This is a genomic window from Cypionkella sp. TWP1-2-1b2 (assembly GCF_049896245.1).
Lineage (GTDB): Bacteria > Pseudomonadota > Alphaproteobacteria > Rhodobacterales > Rhodobacteraceae > Cypionkella.
In genome coordinates this window covers 161,347-175,883 of sequence record NZ_JAFCTX010000006.1, presented here as the reverse complement: position 1 = coordinate 175,883, position 14,537 = coordinate 161,347, and the positions used below count along the sequence as shown (strand labels likewise).

At 60.8% G+C, this 14,537-nt stretch carries 14 protein-coding genes, 1 tRNA gene and 3 pseudogenes; 5 read left to right on the top strand and 13 right to left on the bottom strand.

Features of this window, described 5'->3' with window-relative positions:
• A pseudogene (locus ACP7AP_RS05910) lies at positions 1–108 on the top strand (IS5/IS1182 family transposase); the annotation flags it as partial.
• A gap of 107 nt (positions 109–215) precedes the next feature.
• Here the strand turns inward: ACP7AP_RS05910 and ACP7AP_RS05905 are convergent.
• Positions 216–956, bottom strand: coding sequence for an RNA methyltransferase (locus ACP7AP_RS05905; RefSeq protein ID WP_426033181.1), 741 nt, complete (start codon positions 954–956; stop codon positions 216–218).
• A gap of 102 nt (positions 957–1,058) precedes the next feature.
• Between ACP7AP_RS05905 and ACP7AP_RS05900 the strand changes: the two genes are divergently transcribed.
• On the top strand, positions 1,059–1,679 hold the full coding sequence (locus ACP7AP_RS05900; protein WP_426033199.1) for a thiamine phosphate synthase: 621 nt from the start codon (positions 1,059–1,061) through the stop codon (positions 1,677–1,679).
• A gap of 68 nt (positions 1,680–1,747) precedes the next feature.
• On the opposite strand, the gene ACP7AP_RS05895 is transcribed toward ACP7AP_RS05900, so the two are convergent.
• The 3 genes from ACP7AP_RS05895 to ACP7AP_RS05885 form a co-directional block, all read right to left on the bottom strand.
• Positions 1,748–2,599, bottom strand: a complete 852-nt coding sequence (locus tag ACP7AP_RS05895; RefSeq protein WP_426033179.1) for a lysophospholipid acyltransferase family protein — start codon at positions 2,597–2,599, stop codon at positions 1,748–1,750.
• Positions 2,596–3,381: a GNAT family N-acetyltransferase gene (locus tag ACP7AP_RS05890; RefSeq protein WP_426033177.1), complete on the bottom strand. Its 786-nt coding sequence runs from the start codon at positions 3,379–3,381 to the stop codon at positions 2,596–2,598. Before ACP7AP_RS05890 ends, ACP7AP_RS05895 begins: the two co-directional genes overlap by 4 nt.
• Positions 3,382–3,499: 118 nt before the next feature.
• A complete protein-coding gene (locus ACP7AP_RS05885) occupies positions 3,500–3,697 on the bottom strand; it encodes a DUF3553 domain-containing protein (protein ID WP_426033175.1) in 198 nt (65 codons plus the stop codon).
• Between the two features lie 42 nt (positions 3,698–3,739).
• Between ACP7AP_RS05885 and ACP7AP_RS05880 the strand changes: the two genes are divergently transcribed.
• On the top strand, positions 3,740–4,336 hold the full coding sequence (locus tag ACP7AP_RS05880) for a histidine phosphotransferase family protein (RefSeq protein ID WP_426033197.1): 597 nt from the start codon (positions 3,740–3,742) through the stop codon (positions 4,334–4,336).
• Here ACP7AP_RS05880 and ACP7AP_RS05875 read toward each other — a convergent pair.
• The 8 genes from ACP7AP_RS05875 to ACP7AP_RS05840 all read right to left on the bottom strand — a co-directional run bounded on the left by ACP7AP_RS05875 (position 4,326) and on the right by ACP7AP_RS05840 (position 11,857).
• Complete coding sequence (locus ACP7AP_RS05875; RefSeq protein ID WP_426033195.1) at positions 4,326–5,585, bottom strand: glutamate-5-semialdehyde dehydrogenase; 1,260 nt, start codon at positions 5,583–5,585, stop codon at positions 4,326–4,328. The genes ACP7AP_RS05880 and ACP7AP_RS05875 overlap by 11 nt on opposite strands.
• Before the next feature lie 144 nt (positions 5,586–5,729).
• Complete coding sequence (gene proB / locus ACP7AP_RS05870) at positions 5,730–6,857, bottom strand: glutamate 5-kinase (RefSeq protein WP_426033173.1); 1,128 nt, start codon at positions 6,855–6,857, stop codon at positions 5,730–5,732.
• Complete coding sequence (gene obgE, locus ACP7AP_RS05865; protein WP_426033171.1) at positions 6,845–7,867, bottom strand: GTPase ObgE; 1,023 nt, start codon at positions 7,865–7,867, stop codon at positions 6,845–6,847. The genes proB and obgE overlap by 13 nt, the downstream gene beginning before the upstream one ends.
• A 139-nt stretch (positions 7,868–8,006) precedes the next feature.
• Positions 8,007–9,059, bottom strand: coding sequence for a GNAT family N-acetyltransferase (locus ACP7AP_RS05860; RefSeq protein ID WP_426033169.1), 1,053 nt, complete (start codon positions 9,057–9,059; stop codon positions 8,007–8,009).
• A 255-nt stretch (positions 9,060–9,314) separates the two neighbouring features.
• Positions 9,315–9,875: a GNAT family N-acetyltransferase gene (locus ACP7AP_RS05855; protein ID WP_426033167.1), complete on the bottom strand. Its 561-nt coding sequence runs from the start codon at positions 9,873–9,875 to the stop codon at positions 9,315–9,317.
• 225 nt (positions 9,876–10,100) lie between these two features.
• Positions 10,101–10,370 carry a 50S ribosomal protein L27 gene (rpmA, locus tag ACP7AP_RS05850; RefSeq protein WP_426033165.1) on the bottom strand — a complete coding sequence of 90 codons (270 nt, stop codon included), beginning with the start codon at positions 10,368–10,370 and terminating at the stop codon, positions 10,101–10,103.
• Positions 10,371–10,376: 6 nt separating this feature from the next.
• Positions 10,377–10,829 carry a 50S ribosomal protein L21 gene (gene rplU / locus ACP7AP_RS05845; RefSeq protein WP_426033163.1) on the bottom strand — a complete coding sequence of 151 codons (453 nt, stop codon included), beginning with the start codon at positions 10,827–10,829 and terminating at the stop codon, positions 10,377–10,379.
• A 182-nt stretch (positions 10,830–11,011) separates the two neighbouring features.
• On the bottom strand, positions 11,012–11,857 hold the full coding sequence (locus ACP7AP_RS05840; RefSeq protein WP_426033161.1) for a hypothetical protein: 846 nt from the start codon (positions 11,855–11,857) through the stop codon (positions 11,012–11,014).
• Between the two features lie 252 nt (positions 11,858–12,109).
• Between ACP7AP_RS05840 and ACP7AP_RS05835 the strand changes: the two genes are divergently transcribed.
• Positions 12,110–12,199 (top strand) — tRNA-Ser (locus ACP7AP_RS05835).
• 699 nt (positions 12,200–12,898) lie between these two features.
• Here ACP7AP_RS05835 and ACP7AP_RS05830 read toward each other — a convergent pair.
• A pseudogene (locus ACP7AP_RS05830) lies at positions 12,899–13,902 on the bottom strand (transposase); the annotation flags it as partial.
• Positions 13,903–13,982: 80 nt separating this feature from the next.
• Here ACP7AP_RS05830 and ACP7AP_RS05825 point away from each other — a divergent pair.
• Positions 13,983–14,252: pseudogene (locus ACP7AP_RS05825) on the top strand (N-acetylmuramoyl-L-alanine amidase); the annotation flags it as partial.
• Between the last annotated feature and the right edge of the window lie 285 nt (positions 14,253–14,537).

Below are 14,537 nucleotides of genomic sequence, written 5' to 3'. Positions count from 1 at the left end.
GTTATGGCGCGCGACTTCGAGCGGCAGGTGGCGGAGTTGCAGATCAGGGCGGCGATCCTGAACCGATTTACGGCACTTGGAACGCCGCAAACTCAACGTGTGGGATGACTCTGTCCAGCGGAAGGGAAAACTCGACCTCAGGCTGATTTGTGCAACAGAGCCCGCGAACCCGTCAAAAGACCCCCCTAAAAATCAATGGTCCCAAGTTGGGATCGTCACTCATCCCCCTGCGACCGCAGTTTATAAGCAATCTGGCGCAGCATGCCGTGGAAGGTCTGAACCTCGGCCTTGGTCAGCCCCAACCGCGACCACATGTTCCGCAAGCTGGCCTTCATGCCCGGAATCTTCGCCTCGGGAAAGAAGAAGCCCGCCGCCTCCAGCCTCTCCTCAAAATGATCCCCCAGCTTCTCAACCTCAATCCCCGACGCCATCTCTGTCCGCGCCATCTCCATCACGACCGCCTCCGCAGGCTGGGTCTGCCGCCGCCATTCATACCCCAGCAACAACACACATTGCGCGAGGTTCAGCGAGGCAAACTCCGGGTTCACCGGCACCGTCACGATCGCGTTGGCCAGCACCACATCTTCATTCTCCAACCCCGCGCGTTCCGGCCCGAACAGCACCCCCACCCGCTTGCCCGCAGCCACCAACCCCCGCGCGTGTTCCATCGCGGCCTCGGGCGTATAGATTGGCTTGGTCAACTCCCGCCCCCGCGCGGTCGTGGCAAATACGAAATCACAATCCGCAATCGCGTCCTGCACCGACCCGAACAACCCCGCCTGATCCAGCACCCTCCCGGCCCCTGATGCCAAAGCCACCGCCGCCGAATTTGGCCAGCCATCGCGCGGGGCGACGATCCGCATCCGCTCCAACCCAAAGTTCAGCATCGCGCGGGCGCTCGCACCGATGTTCTCGCCCATTTGCGGGCGGACCAGAATGAAAGCGGGCGGGATCATGGGGTTTCTCCGGGTATGATGCCGCCTGATACGCCAGCCCGCCTTGCTAGCCAAGGCCAGCTTTCTGCGCTATCAGGGGCCAAATTCATGCAGGATACCCCGATGGCCGACCAAGACCGCCCGCAGATCACCCTGATCACCCCGCCCGCGATTGATTTGGAAACCTTCCCCGACCGCTTGGCCGCAGTGCTCGACAGCACCGATATCGCTTGCGTCCGCCTCGCCTTGGCCACCAAGGATGAGGAAATGATCCAGCGCGCCGCCGATGCCTGCCGTCTGGTCAGCCATGCCCGTGACGTCGCGATTGTGATCGAAAACCACCTGCTGATGGTGAACCGGCTTGGTCTTGACGGCGTGCATCTGACAGATGGCGCGCGCCAAGTCCGCTATGTCCGCAAGGAACTCGGCAGCGATGCCATCATCGGCGCGTTTTGCGGCGTGACCCGGCATGAGGGCATGAATGCAGGCGAGGCGGGGGCGGATTATGTGGCGTTTGGGCCGACAGGACCGACCCCGCTTGGCAATGGCGAGCAGGTCGATTTCGACCTGTTTGAATGGTGGAGTGCTGTGATTGAAGTGCCGGTGATCGCCGAGGGCGCTTTGACAGTGGAATTGATCGAAAAATTTGGCCCCGTCACCGATTTCTTCGGCATCGGCGAAGAAATCTGGCTGGCCGACAATCCCGCGACCGCGCTGCGGGTGCTGATGGCCCCGCTAGGCTAAGCCGATTTCATTCCCAGCGGGGAATGACTTGTGGATTTGCAAGCGTTTGCGGCATTAAACCACTACATCTAGTAGGTATTGGCGCGCTGGTCCAAGTTGCGGGCTGTCGAAGGTGGGTGGCTGGCCCGGATAACTGCCTCGCAATGCGCGGCAAGCTGCTTGCGGCTGGCGAAGGCATCGACCGCCACGGGCGGGTGAAAAATCACCTCAACCCGGCCCTGATGCCGTGCCGCCAGCACCTGCAACAGGTGCGGTGCGAAATCCATCTCGCCCCACCAACCATAGAAGCGCGCATCTTGGCCCAAAGGCGCATGGTAGATTACACTGACGGGCTGGATATGCAGGATATGGTCGAGACCGTGGGTGAAGAACGCCGCGAAAAGCGTTGATTTGAAAGGTAAAACCCGGATTGCATCGGTGCTGGTGCCCTCGGGGAAAAACATCAGTTTATGGCCCGCACGCAGCCGCGACTCAAAAAGGGCTTGTTGGCGCTTGGCTTCAGTGCCCTTGCGGGCGACGAAAACTGTGCCGGTGGCGCGGGCAAGCCAGCCTATCGCGGCCCAACGCTCTACCTCGGATTTAGCAACGAAATAGCCGCGTTGCACAGCATTCAAGGCGAAAATATCCAGCCATGACGAGTGGTTGGCGACCACGGCTCCCTTCACTTGCATGGGTTGTCCGCGTGTAACCAGCGGCAGGCCGAGGATCGGAAACACCAGTTTGCAGACGGCTTGGGTGATGTAGAGGGTCCACGGGCGGGATGGCCCGAACAGCGGGCGCTCGATCAGACGCAGCAGCAGCAAAACCAACAAACCGCTATAGATCACCAAGCCCATCGCCGCGCCACGCAGAGCCACGCGCAACCAGCCCATAGCACCAACGGGTGGCAAAGCCAGCGCATCTTGCCGCCAATCGCTCATGCCTCACGCCCCGATTTTCGGATGTAGAAATCACGGTGCTTGGCGCTCATTTGGGCGGTGTCCATCACCAGACAAACATCGGTGGTGTTGAAGGCATGATCGACCCAAGCGCCCTGCCCGACATAGCCGCCCAGACGCAAGTATGCTTTGATCAACGCAGGCGTGGCCAGCATCGCCGCCTTGCGGTCCAGCTGGTCCTGCGGAATCAGCGCAATCTGTGCCGCCTGCGCCGGGCGCGCGATGACACGCAACTCGGGCGGGGCAAGGTGGAAATGTTGTAAATAGGACAGCGGCTGCGCGAGAGCAGCCATATCGGTGCCATGGAAGGAGGCCGCGCCAAACAGAACCTCGATGCGATGGTCGAGTACATAGTCCGCCAGCGCGTTCCACAGCAAAAGCATCGCTGTGCCGCCGCGATAATCGGCATGGACGCAAGACCGCCCAAGTTCCAAAAGTTTGCGGCCCGAAGCTTTGAGCGTGGTCAGATCAAATTCGGACTCCGAATAAAACCGCCCCGAGACCGCCAGCCGATCCGAGGGCAGCAGGCGGCAAACCCCCACCACGTCTTGCAAATCCTCCGCCGAGCGCTGCGGATCAATCAGCAGCAGGTGGTCAAAATAGGGATCAAACTCATCGCGTTCTAACCGCGCATCATGGTCAGCAAGTGCTACGGTCGCGCCCAATTCCTGCACGAACACCTCATAGCGCAAGCGTTGCGCCGCGCGCAAATCGCGGTCGTCTTGCGCCAGACGTAAGATGAAGTGCTTGTCGTCAGAAATCATCGGCAGCATCCGGTCCGGCTGTTTGGGCGACAGGTTTTTTTAGGCTTTGCCGACCCGCAATGCAACCACGCGGGCGCTGGCCGTGATTGTGTTAACCCAAGATTAACCACATGCTGCGTCAATGTGAGTTCCGGGGCGCATTGCGGGGCGAGAAATCCGGCGTCAGTTCCACTTGTGAAAGGTCAATAACCACCTTGCCCGCATGTTCAAAATTCACCGTCACCCGGTTGCCAATACTGGATTGCACCTGCCCCAAGCCCCAATCGGGCCGCGCTGGGTGGCGCACCAGCATGCCCGGTTCCAGTAAAGCCGCCATATTCGCCTCGCTCGTTGAAGGATGACCGCAGTGACCGCCCAAATGCCTGACAAACCCGATCTTGCAGCCCTTGTCGGCTCGCGTATTTGCCATGACCTTATCAGCCCGATTGGTGCCATCGGAAACGGGGTAGAGTTGATGTTGATGGAGGGTGCGGCAAAGGGACCAGAAATGGCGCTGATCACCGAAAGCGTCGGTCATGCCAATGCCCGCATCCGGTTTTTCCGGGTGGCGTTTGGCGCCAGCAGCGCCGAGCAGCGCATCGGACGGAACGAGGTGATGGCGATTATCTCGGACATGACGCATGGCGGACGGATGCAGATCGACTGGGACAGCCCCGTCGATCTGCCAAGGCACGATGTGAAGCTGGTGTTTTTGCTGATCCTGTGCCTCGAGTCGGCTTTGCCCTATGGCGGGCGGGTGCAGGTGGAGCGTGGCGAGGCGCGCTGGACGCTGCGGGCGACCGCGGCCAAGCTGAAGATCGACCCAAGCCTGTGGGAGGGGCTGATCCATCCAGCGGCTTTGGCCGAGATTGGCCCGGCGCAGGTGCAATTCCTGCTGGTGCCCGAGGAGATCACCCGTCAGCATCGGCGGTTGACCACCGAATTGGCGGAGGGGGAAATCCGGCTTAGCTTCTGATCGTGCCATCGCCGGTGACCAGATATTTGAAACTGGTCAACTGATCCGCCCCCACCGGGCCGCGCGCGTGCATCTTTCCGGTGGCAATGCCGATCTCGCCGCCCATACCAAACTCGCCGCCATCGGCAAATTGGGTCGAGGCGTTGCGCATCAGAATGGCCGAGTCGAGCCGTTGGAAGAAGCGCGCGGCGGTGGCATCATTCTCGGTCAGGATGCTGTCGGTGTGGTTGGAGCCATAGCGTCGGATATGCGCGATGGCCTCATCGACACCATCCACCAGCTTGGCTGCGATGATCATGTCGAGGAATTCATGGCCGAAATCTTCGGGCACGGCCTGCACCGTGCCCGGTATTTTCAAGAGTTCGCCCGTGGTGCGGACCTCAACCCCCGCGCGCAGCAAGTCTTCGATCAGCACAGCGCCGTGTTTGGTGTAGAACTGCCAGTCGATCAAAAGGCACTCTGCCGAACCGCAAACCCCGGTGCGGCGGGTCTTGGAATTCAGCACCACGCGGCGGGCCTTTTCCAGATCGGCGTCGCGGTCGGCGTAGACGTGGCAGATGCCTTCGAGATGCGCGAACACCGGCACGCGGGCTTCGCGCTGCACAAGTCCGACCAAGCCCTTGCCGCCGCGCGGCACGATCACGTCAATGTAGTCTACGGCTTGCAGCATCGCCGTCACCATCTCGCGGTCGCGCGTCGGGATCAGTTGGATCGCATCAACGGGCAGACCGGCCTCGCGCAGCCCCTGCTGCATGCAATCGTGAATGGCTTCGGAGGAATGAAAACTCTCCGACCCACCGCGCAAGATCACCGCATTGCCGGCCTTCAAGCACAAAGCACCGGCGTCGGCGGTGACGTTGGGGCGGGATTCGTAGATCACGCCAACCACGCCCAAAGGGGTGGCAACGCGCTGGATATGCAGGCCAGAAGGGCGATCCCATTCCGCCAGCACCCGGCCCACCGGATCGGGATATTCGGCGACGCTGCGCAGGGCATCAACGATGCCACGGACGCGGTTTTCATCCAAGCGCAGGCGGTCCAGCATCGCGGGGCCGAGGCCTTTCTCTTTGGCATAATCCATGTCGATATAGTTGGCGTCGAGGATTTCCTGCCGCCGCGCCCAGACCGCCGCCGAACCGCCGATCAGCGCCGCATACTTGCGTTCCTGCGATGCATAGGCGAGTTCCGCCGCAGCCGCCCGCGCCCGGCTGCCAATATCGCGCATCACGTCCAAGACTTGCACGTCCATCTTCGGCCCTTTCACATTGGCCCAAATACTCCCGCCGGAGGCTTCGACATTTGCCTCAAGCACCTGCTTTCTCACCCAGGCCGGAATTTTAAGAAAAATTCCGTGCACGATTTCTGTTTCAGAAATCGATTTCGCCGCAGCGGTTCAAATCACCATATCATCGCGGTGCACCAAGGCCGCACGCCCCTGATAGCCCAGAATTGCCTCAATCTCACCCGAGCGATGCCCGGCAATCGCCTTGGCCTCCACCGCCGTGTAGCGCACCAGGCCTTTGCCCAGAGTATCACCGGCAGGCGACAGGATTGCCACCGGATCGCCACGGCCAAAACTACCCACGACATGCGTAACCCCCGCTGGCAGCAAAGATTTCCCCGCCCGCAACGCCGTCACCGCCCCCGCGTCCAAGCGCAACTCTCCACGCGGTTTCATCGCGTTGATCCAGCGTTTGCGCGCGGCTTGCGGGTCACTTTGCGCCACAAACCACGTCCGCTGCGCGCCATTGGCAAGCGCAGACAGCGGCCGCAGCACCGAGCCTTCCATGATCGCCATCGCACAGCCACCTTTGACGGCTGTTTTGGCGGCCAGCAGTTTGGTCTTCATGCCGCCTTTTGACATGCCCGAAATCGGATCGCCCGCCATCGCCTCGATTTGTGGCGTGATGGTTTCGACCAGATCGAAACGTTGCGCGGTTGGGTCTTCTTTCGGGTTGGCGGAGTAGAAGCCATCGACATCCGACAGCAGGATCAACTGATCTGCGCCCACCGTCACCGCGATTTGGGCGGCCAGACGGTCGTTGTCGCCAAAGCGGATCTCATCGGTGGCGACAGTGTCGTTTTCATTGACAATCGGCACCACGCCGAGGCCCAGCAGGGTTTCCATCGTGGCGCGGCTGTTCAGATAACGGCGGCGGTCTTCGGTATCCTCCAGCGTCACCAGCACTTGTGCGGTGGTGATGCCGTGCGGGGCGAGGACTTCTTCATAGGCACGCGCCAGCCGGATTTGACCGACGGCGGCGCAGGCTTGGCTTTGCTCCAACGTCAGGATGCCGTCGCCGAGGCCCAGCACCTTGCGACCCAAGGCGATAGAACCCGACGACACCAGCACCACATCAGTGCCGCGCACTTTGGCTTCGGCCACATCCATTGCCAAGGCCGACAGCCAGCCTTGTTTCAGGCCAAGCTTGCGGTCCACCAGCAGGGCCGAGCCGATCTTGACGACCAGACGTTTCGCGTCGCGAATATCGGGGGCAGTCAGGGGCTTTAAGGCTGCCACGGCAGGCCCTCCTCGACAGGGGCCTCGCGTTTGATTTCAACCATCAGGTTGCGCAAAGCGTCGATCAGGCCGATCCCTGCCACGCCGGAAATCACATGCACCGGGCCACCCGAGGCCTTTTCCAACGCTTTGCGGCGGGTGGTGATGGTGGCCTTATCCAGCGCGTCGCATTTGTTCAAAGCGAGGATGCGGGGTTTGTCGCCGAGGACTTCGGAATAGGCTTCCAGTTCCTTGACGATGGTGCGGTAGTCTTTGGTGATCGTGCTTGAGGTGCCGTCGACGAGGTGCAGCAGAACTTTGCAACGCTCGACATGGGCGAGGAATTGCATGCCCAAGCCGCGACCTTCGGAGGCACCTTCGATCAGGCCGGGAATGTCGGCCATCACGAATTCCGCGCCATCAATGCCGACCACGCCCAAGTTTGGCACGAGGGTGGTGAACGGGTAGTCGGCGATTTTCGGGCGGGCGTTGGAGACGGCGGCGAGGAAGGTGGATTTGCCGGCATTGGGCAGGCCCAGCAGCCCTGCATCGGCGATCAGTTTCAGGCGCAGCCAGATCGTGCGCTCGATGCCTTCTTGGCCCGAGTTGGCGCGGGCGGGGGAGCGGTTGGTGGAAGATTTGAACGCGAGGTTGCCCCAGCCGCCGTTGCCGCCCTTGGCAAGCAGAATTTTCTGTCCCACCGTCACCAGGTCGGCGATCACGGTTTCTTCGTCTTCATCGAGGATCTCGGTGCCAACCGGAACTTTCAGGATGATGTCGTCGCCGGTCTTGCCGGTGCGTTGGCTGCCCATGCCGCCCTGCCCCGATTTGGCGAAGAAGTGTTGTTGGTAGCGAAAGTCGATCAGGGTGTTCAACCCGTCGACGGCCTCGGCCCAGACAGAGCCACCGTTGCCGCCATCGCCGCCATCAGGGCCGCCGAATTCAACAAATTTCTCACGCCGGAAAGAGACGCAGCCTGCCCCGCCGCCGCCGGAGCGGATATAGACTTTGGTGAGGTCGAGGAATTTCATCGGAACGGCTTTCTGAAAGATAAGGTTAGGCGATACAGGATTGGGGGGCGGGACTCAAGCACGGGGATTTTTGGCGGGGTTTGGGGTGGTCCCAACTCGGGACCAAATTTTATCTTTATACGTCAGTTACTTAACCGTATCATTTTAACACATTATTAACCTTTGGCGGATCAAGCCGATAGATCAGGATCGGCACAGCGCCCCTTACAAGGCTTTCACCGATGCCTTCGCCGATTTGGCGGAAGCCTAGTTTGCGCAGAACAGCACCCGATGCCGGGTTGTCGGTGCAGTGATCGGCGAACACTTCCGCTAGACCAAAGCGTGCGATCATCGGCGGCAGGAAGGCGGCCATCGCCTCGGTCGCGATGCCACGGCCCCAGAACGCAGGGTCGAGGAAATAGCCGGTTTCCACCGGGTCATCCCAGATGCCGATTGCGCCGATCAGTTTGCTTTCAAACCAGATGCCGAGGCGGAAGCCCAAGCGCCCCCGCCATTGGCTTTCCGCGAGAGTGGCGCGCACGTCGGCTTCGGGCCACGGCGAGAGGTGCGAATTGGTCATCGGGGCGACCTGCGGATCGCCGCCGATGCGGGCGATATCGCGCCAGTCGCGCTCGATATCCAAGGGCGCAAGGCGCAGGCGGGGTGTGATGATTTCCAGCGGGTTGGCGGCGAGAAAGGCTTCGGGCGTCAGTAGCAGATCGACGTGGGGGCGATCTTGGCCTAAGGCGCGGCAGTGTTTCGGGCGGCGTCCAGTTTCGACAAAACCCAGTTTCGCGAGCACGCGGGCTGACGGCGCATTGCCCTCAAAGTAACCCGCCGCGACGGTACTTTCATCATACGCGAACTGCATGTCCAGCACGGCGCGGGCGGCTTCGGTGGCGTAGCCTTGGCCGTGGGCGCGGGGGGCAAGCCAATAGCCGAGTTCAAAGCCTGCGCCGATGATGCCGGCAAAGCCGCTGGCGTCTTCGATGGTAAAGGTTTCGCCGGGATAAGCGATCTGGGTGGCAAATTCATCGAAATCCGCTGCCGTGTAGGGCACGGGCACACGGGCGAGCCAGCCGGAGATGGCGAGATCGTTGAGATGTGTGACGACGGCGGCCTGATCGGAGGCGGCCACCGGGCGCAGGGTGAGACGCGCGGTTTTAAGATGGGGGCGCAGAGGCACTGAGCTTTGATGATAATCAGTTTTCATTGAACCGCCCTTTCTTTTCTTGCCCGATTTGTCCCGCGACAAATCGGGCCGCGCCTGCCTGCCCCGGCAGGCGCGTTTACACGCACCTACCAGGCAGACGCGGCCCGATTTCTAACCCATAGCTTGCTGCACAACACCCTTTGCTCAACGGCTTTCAGCCTTATGAGCAATGAACCAGAAAACTCTGCCCCGCAGAGTTTTCTTTCGGTTCGCGCGCGTCACAATGGGTTCGCCATAGTGCAAATGTGCCCCGCCTTACCCCAGCTTTTTCACATAGGTCCAGGTTAGCACGAGGCCATTGCGCGCGACCGAGAAGGTTTCGGCATCGCCCAGATATTGAAACCCGGTATTGGTCAGCACGCGGGCGGAACCGGGATTGTCTTGGAACACCTCGGCAAAGATCGTGCAGTTGGTTTGCGGGTTGGCGGCGACCAAAGCCTTGACGGCCTCGGACGCGATGCCGGTGTTCCAGAACGCGGGGGCCACCCAATAGCGGATTTCCGATTGGCCATGCGTGGGCTTGTGCGCGTCCATCGGTTTCAGGCTGATCACGCCCAACACCTCGGCCAGACCGGTGGCGGAACCGTCCATTACCCAGATCTGTTCATCCGAGCGCCCGCCCATAGCGCGGGTGACGAAGGCATCGGCAGCCCCCGGCGGCAAGGGATGCGGAATCGAATGGGTGGCTTCGGCCACGCGCTTGTCGCCCGCATACAGCGCGAACAAGCCAGCATCGGACTTGCGCACGGGGCGCAGCACAAAGCGGCCAGCGGCAATCTGACCATCGGTAGGAACAGCAATCATATCCAAAACCACGGACCTTCTCCTGCAAGCCATCTCGGGCCAAAGCGTGTCAGGTTTAGATTGAATCGAAAATTGCGGCCTCTCGCATACGCTCGAACGCGTTTTCCGATAAGGCAGATTCTATCAAAACCTGACACGCTCTAAACCCTATAAAACCCTATTCCTACGGCAGAAATAAGGAAGGGGACCGGTCTTTCGACCGATCCCCTGTCTACAATCACATTGTAAAGGTTCGGCTTATTCTGCGGCTTTCGCTGCCGGAAGCACAGAAATAAAGGTGCGGCCCTTGAAGCCTTTTTTGAAGGTGACATGACCCTCAACCTTGGCGAACAGGGTGTGATCCACGCCCATGCCAACACCTTCACCGGGGAACCAGGTGGTGCCGCGTTGACGCACGATGATGTTGCCCGGAATGGCCGCTTGGCCGCCGAACAGCTTCACGCCAAGACGACGGCCAGCCGAGTCGCGGCCGTTGCGGGATGAGCCGCCTGCTTTTTTGTGTGCCATGGGGGATTACTCCGCTACTACAGCGGCTTTGGCAGCGCGCTTCGGTTTTGCAGGAGCTTCGACAACGGGTGCCGGAGCGTTGTTATGGGCGGCGCGGCGGGCATCGGCAGTGCCGGTTGCAGCAGCAACACCAGTGGCATCAGCGCCTGCAGCCAGCACGTCAAGCACACGAACCAGCGTCAGGTGCTGACGGTGGCCTTTGGTGCGCTGCGACGAGTGCTTACGACGACGTTTGACGAAGTGGATGACCTTTTCGCCTTTGATCTGGTCGATCACTTCGGCTTGCACGGCTGCACCTGCCACGAAGGGCACGCCAATGGTCAGGCTTTCGCCGCCAACCATCAGAATTTCGTTGAACTGGATCTTTTGACCAGCCACGGCGTCAAGCTTTTCAACGCGCAGAACGTCACCCGCCTGCACTTTATACTGCTTGCCGCCTGTCTTGAGGACCGCGAACATGGGTCTTTCCTTCTCTTGCTCCGCGTCTTGTGGCCCCCTTACGGGTGTTCCGGGTTTCCCCGCCTCGGACAGCGCGCCCCTGTGGAGCGTCATGAAATAAAGACCCGACGAGATTCGCACCTCGCCGGGATGCGCGCTTATGCGGCGGGTCGGGCTTGGTGTCAAGCCGGAGTATGGCGGGGTTAGATGTCTTGTCCGGCCATCAGGCGGCCTGCGGATTGGCCGAGTTCCTTTGAGACCTGCACGAACATCGCATCAAACGCCACGAACATCGCGCGGTTGGCTTTTTTGCCCGCAGGGGTTTCCGAGAAGGCGATGTATGTGCCAAGTTCTTTGTCGCTGAGCGGCTGGTAGGCCAGCATCAGGAACGGATACAGCCATTCGGTGGTGTCGCGGCGCACATCGGCTTCCTGCGCCCAGACTTCCGCTAGCATATCATCTTCGGGCATCGGCTCGGGGAAAGCTCCGGCTGCGTTCATGCCGCGGTAGAACGCCAGATTGCCGTTCATCGCGCCCATGACGTTGGATTCGACAAGGTCGTTGATCTCGGCAAAGCGGTTGATTTGCTTTGCGCGGTGGGTTTTGGCATTCAGCGCGCGGCCCCAGAGTTTGGCTGCGGCCTCGGTGGCCTTGTCATCCAGCAAGGTTTTGCGGGCGTCAATCTCCAGCGCCAGAATGTGCTGACCAAGCGGGGTGCCGAAGAACGCCCGCATGGCCTTCTGGGTGGCGGGGTCGTTTTCCAGCGCTTTGGTCAGGGCCGCGTCGAAGATCTGGTGCAAACGGGCGGTGTCATAGACGCGGCTGACCACAACGTCCCAAGCCGCTCCATCTTGGCCGGGGAACAGATCAGCCTCCATATCCTTGCCATTGGCGAGGCCCTCGGTGCGCATCACCGCGATCAGGGCGTCGATCTTCAGGGTCTGGGTGAGGCTTGAGATATCAGGCTGGATGGCCTGCGTCTGCGCGTAAGATGGCAGCACAGTGGCAGGCAAGGCAAGACAAAGCGAGAGCAGGAGGGGGCGCAGCATGGGCGGGCCTTTCGCGGCGGATTGGCCCCGTAGTTACGGCGTTACGGCAGTGCTGCCAAGGGCACGGCAGACACAGATCGGTGAGTACGCGGGGCTTCGCTTGTCTGGCGCCGCGCGGCGGAAGCACTGGCGTGCGCGGCGCATGCGAGGGCTATGGGCGATGCACCCGCGCAGAGTCTTTGCAGTCCGTGATGAAATCGGGGTTGCAAGCGCGCTGCGACCCCGCTAAATCCCCGCCACGATCCCTACCGCGGAGAGGTGGCAGAGTGGTCGAATGCGGCGGTCTCGAAAACCGTTGTCGGTTTGCGCCGACCCAGGGTTCGAATCCCTGTCTCTCCGCCAATCCCATCCCATAACATGCTGAAACTATAGGGAAAAACGGGATTTCGCCTTAGTCGTCCACACATTATACACAGTTCGGTTTTTGCCTTTACATCGGGGTGACAAATTCGGTCTCGCAGACGGTGCATAGCCAAACGTCGTAGTCATCGGTGCCCCCGGTTCGAGGGTGTAATCTTTGAGTGAACACCGTTATGCACCCAGCAATGAGGACACTGGTAGTCGTTACCGTTCATCTTTTGGTAGGTTGCGCCCCGGCTTTTCTTGGCGGGGGCGACTGCATATTCTGCAAAGTTTAGCGCGTGCTGCTCTAGAGTGCGGATTTCCATCGTAGATTCCTTTTGTTGACGCTCCCCATCAATATGAGGAGTGCGCCCCTTGTTTACCAGACTCGATAGGAATGGCGCACAGCGCCATTGCGGGGGCGGGGGTGAGCACAGGTAGCGGCGAACCACGCAAGGCCCATGTAGAGCGCTCCTATTGAGTCCTTTGCAGGGCGGGGCGTTGCCCTAGGGTCTTGCGGGATGACGCGGCTTGCGCCGCTGATGATCGGGGCAGAGGCAGGAACATATCCCCGAACAAATCGAAGGCTTTCTGCCGCTATGCCGCAAAGCAACGCGCAGCGTTGGTTGGTGGCGATCAGGCCATTCTGCTGCGTATGAGGAGGATTAGAAAACAGTCCGGGGACTGTTTTCCCGACGATTGGCCGGGGTCGATGTAGTGCCAGGCGACGCCGGTATCGCCCGCCCATTTGAGGATCGCGGTGCTGGTGAACTCGGTGCCATTATCGCTGACGATGCAGCCGGGTTTGCCGTAAATCCGGATCATCGCGGTCAACTCCCGCGCAACGCGCGCACCAGAAAGGCTGGTATCGGCGATCAGCCCCAGATTTTCGCGGGTGCAGTCATCGTTGACCGCCAGAATACGGAACTTGCGCGATGCACCGAAGGTGTCGGACATCGAGCCATGTGAACGCCACTGGTTCGAGTGACCATGGCGAGGATCCAGTGACCACCGCACGTTTGGGCGGTTCAGTATCGGCATAGGAGCCCGTGTTCCGCGGGCGTGTTTTCTGCCACGCCGCCGCCGCACGGACAGGCCTTCCTCCCTGTAAAGGCGATACAATTTCTTCTCGTTCATCGTGAACCCCTCTCGCTCGAGCAGGATGCCAACACGCCGCCTCTCACGGTTTGCAAGCAAACCGTGAGAGGCCAGCGGATAGCCAAACCGGCGGCGGGCGCCCGCGATCTCATGCATCTTCTTGCGGATATCCGCATGATCAGGCGGGCGCTCGCGCCGCACGGTCTTGGGATCGACACCAACCAGGTCGCAGACCCGACGCTGCGAGATCTTATGATCCCGCAGCGCCCTAATCACCGCTTCCCGCCGCTGAGCTGATGCCGTCAGCGTTCGGCCCGCTCACTCGAACCAATGGCGTTCGGGGCCTCACTCCACAGCAGGTCTTTCAGCACGACAACGTCCAGCATCGTGTCTGCCACCAGACGCTTAAGCATCGCGGTCTCTTCCTCGAGATGCTTCAGGCGTCGGGCATCCGACACGTCCATCCCGCCATACTTGGCCTTCAGCTTGTAAAAACTCGCCGGGCTGATGCCGTGCTTGCGGCAAACCTTGGCCACAGTCAGCCCGGCTTCCTGCTCCTTGATCATCCCGATGATCTGCGTCTCGGTGAAACGGCTCTTTCGCATGCGTCTGCTCCTTTAGGGTTGGGCAGACTCTACATCAGACCGAGGGAACTTCCGGGGGGCAGGGCAATCGGGATGGGACTGTCGCCCCTGGACGCCGCGAGACCAAAATTTTGGATCACGTTGAGAGCCATAATCGCGGCACTCTCGGGATTTGCCTACTCGGAGGCTATGGCGCGTCGGCCAACGATCCGTTCGCTAAAAACTTCTCCGCAGCTCAGGCTGCGGCCGCCAAGCGGTTGATCGCAGAGATCAAAGGGAGGACAATGATCCGGAAAGTTTTGGGGCACAACGACTCTGCGGCGAAGGCCTGTCCGGGCTTCAGGGCGGGAAGATCGGGGCTGGCATTGTGACGCGCCGCTGGCGCATGACTACTGCCGCCACCGTGGATGCCGTTGCCGAACTGCACTCAGCAGGTATGGTGGCTGCCGCAGCAACGCGGCGGGTCTCGGAAGCCGGACCTTTGTCACGCGGATTTCGAAGACGACCCTGCAGGCGACGGGCATGGGCTTCTTCGGCATCTACGGCTCAACCGCCGCCCTAGCCACCACGCTGACCCTCGCCAACGTCGTGAGCTGCATTGGCATTGGCTTCCTTCGCGGCACTCATACCCGCCGACAACTGGTTACAAACAATGC

Bases quoted from the DNA above. Each gene is read 5' to 3' on its own strand.
- ACP7AP_RS05905 (WP_426033181.1), bottom strand. From the start codon at position 956: ATGATCCCGCCCGCTTTCATTCTGGTCCGCCCGCAAATGGGCGAGAAC.
- ACP7AP_RS05900 (WP_426033199.1), top strand. From the start codon at position 1,059: ATGGCCGACCAAGACCGCCCGCAGATCACCCTGATCACCCCGCCCGCG.
- ACP7AP_RS05895 (WP_426033179.1), bottom strand. From the start codon at position 2,599: ATGAGCGATTGGCGGCAAGATGCGCTGGCTTTGCCACCCGTTGGTGCT.
- ACP7AP_RS05890 (WP_426033177.1), bottom strand. From the start codon at position 3,381: ATGATTTCTGACGACAAGCACTTCATCTTACGTCTGGCGCAAGACGAC.
- ACP7AP_RS05885 (WP_426033175.1), bottom strand. From the start codon at position 3,697: ATGGCGGCTTTACTGGAACCGGGCATGCTGGTGCGCCACCCAGCGCGG.
- ACP7AP_RS05880 (WP_426033197.1), top strand. From the start codon at position 3,740: ATGCCTGACAAACCCGATCTTGCAGCCCTTGTCGGCTCGCGTATTTGC.
- ACP7AP_RS05875 (WP_426033195.1), bottom strand. From the start codon at position 5,585: ATGGACGTGCAAGTCTTGGACGTGATGCGCGATATTGGCAGCCGGGCG.
- obgE (WP_426033171.1), bottom strand. From the start codon at position 7,867: ATGAAATTCCTCGACCTCACCAAAGTCTATATCCGCTCCGGCGGCGGC.
- ACP7AP_RS05860 (WP_426033169.1), bottom strand. From the start codon at position 9,059: ATGAAAACTGATTATCATCAAAGCTCAGTGCCTCTGCGCCCCCATCTT.
- rpmA (WP_426033165.1), bottom strand. From the start codon at position 10,370: ATGGCACACAAAAAAGCAGGCGGCTCATCCCGCAACGGCCGCGACTCG.
- rplU (WP_426033163.1), bottom strand. From the start codon at position 10,829: ATGTTCGCGGTCCTCAAGACAGGCGGCAAGCAGTATAAAGTGCAGGCG.
- ACP7AP_RS05840 (WP_426033161.1), bottom strand. From the start codon at position 11,857: ATGCTGCGCCCCCTCCTGCTCTCGCTTTGTCTTGCCTTGCCTGCCACT.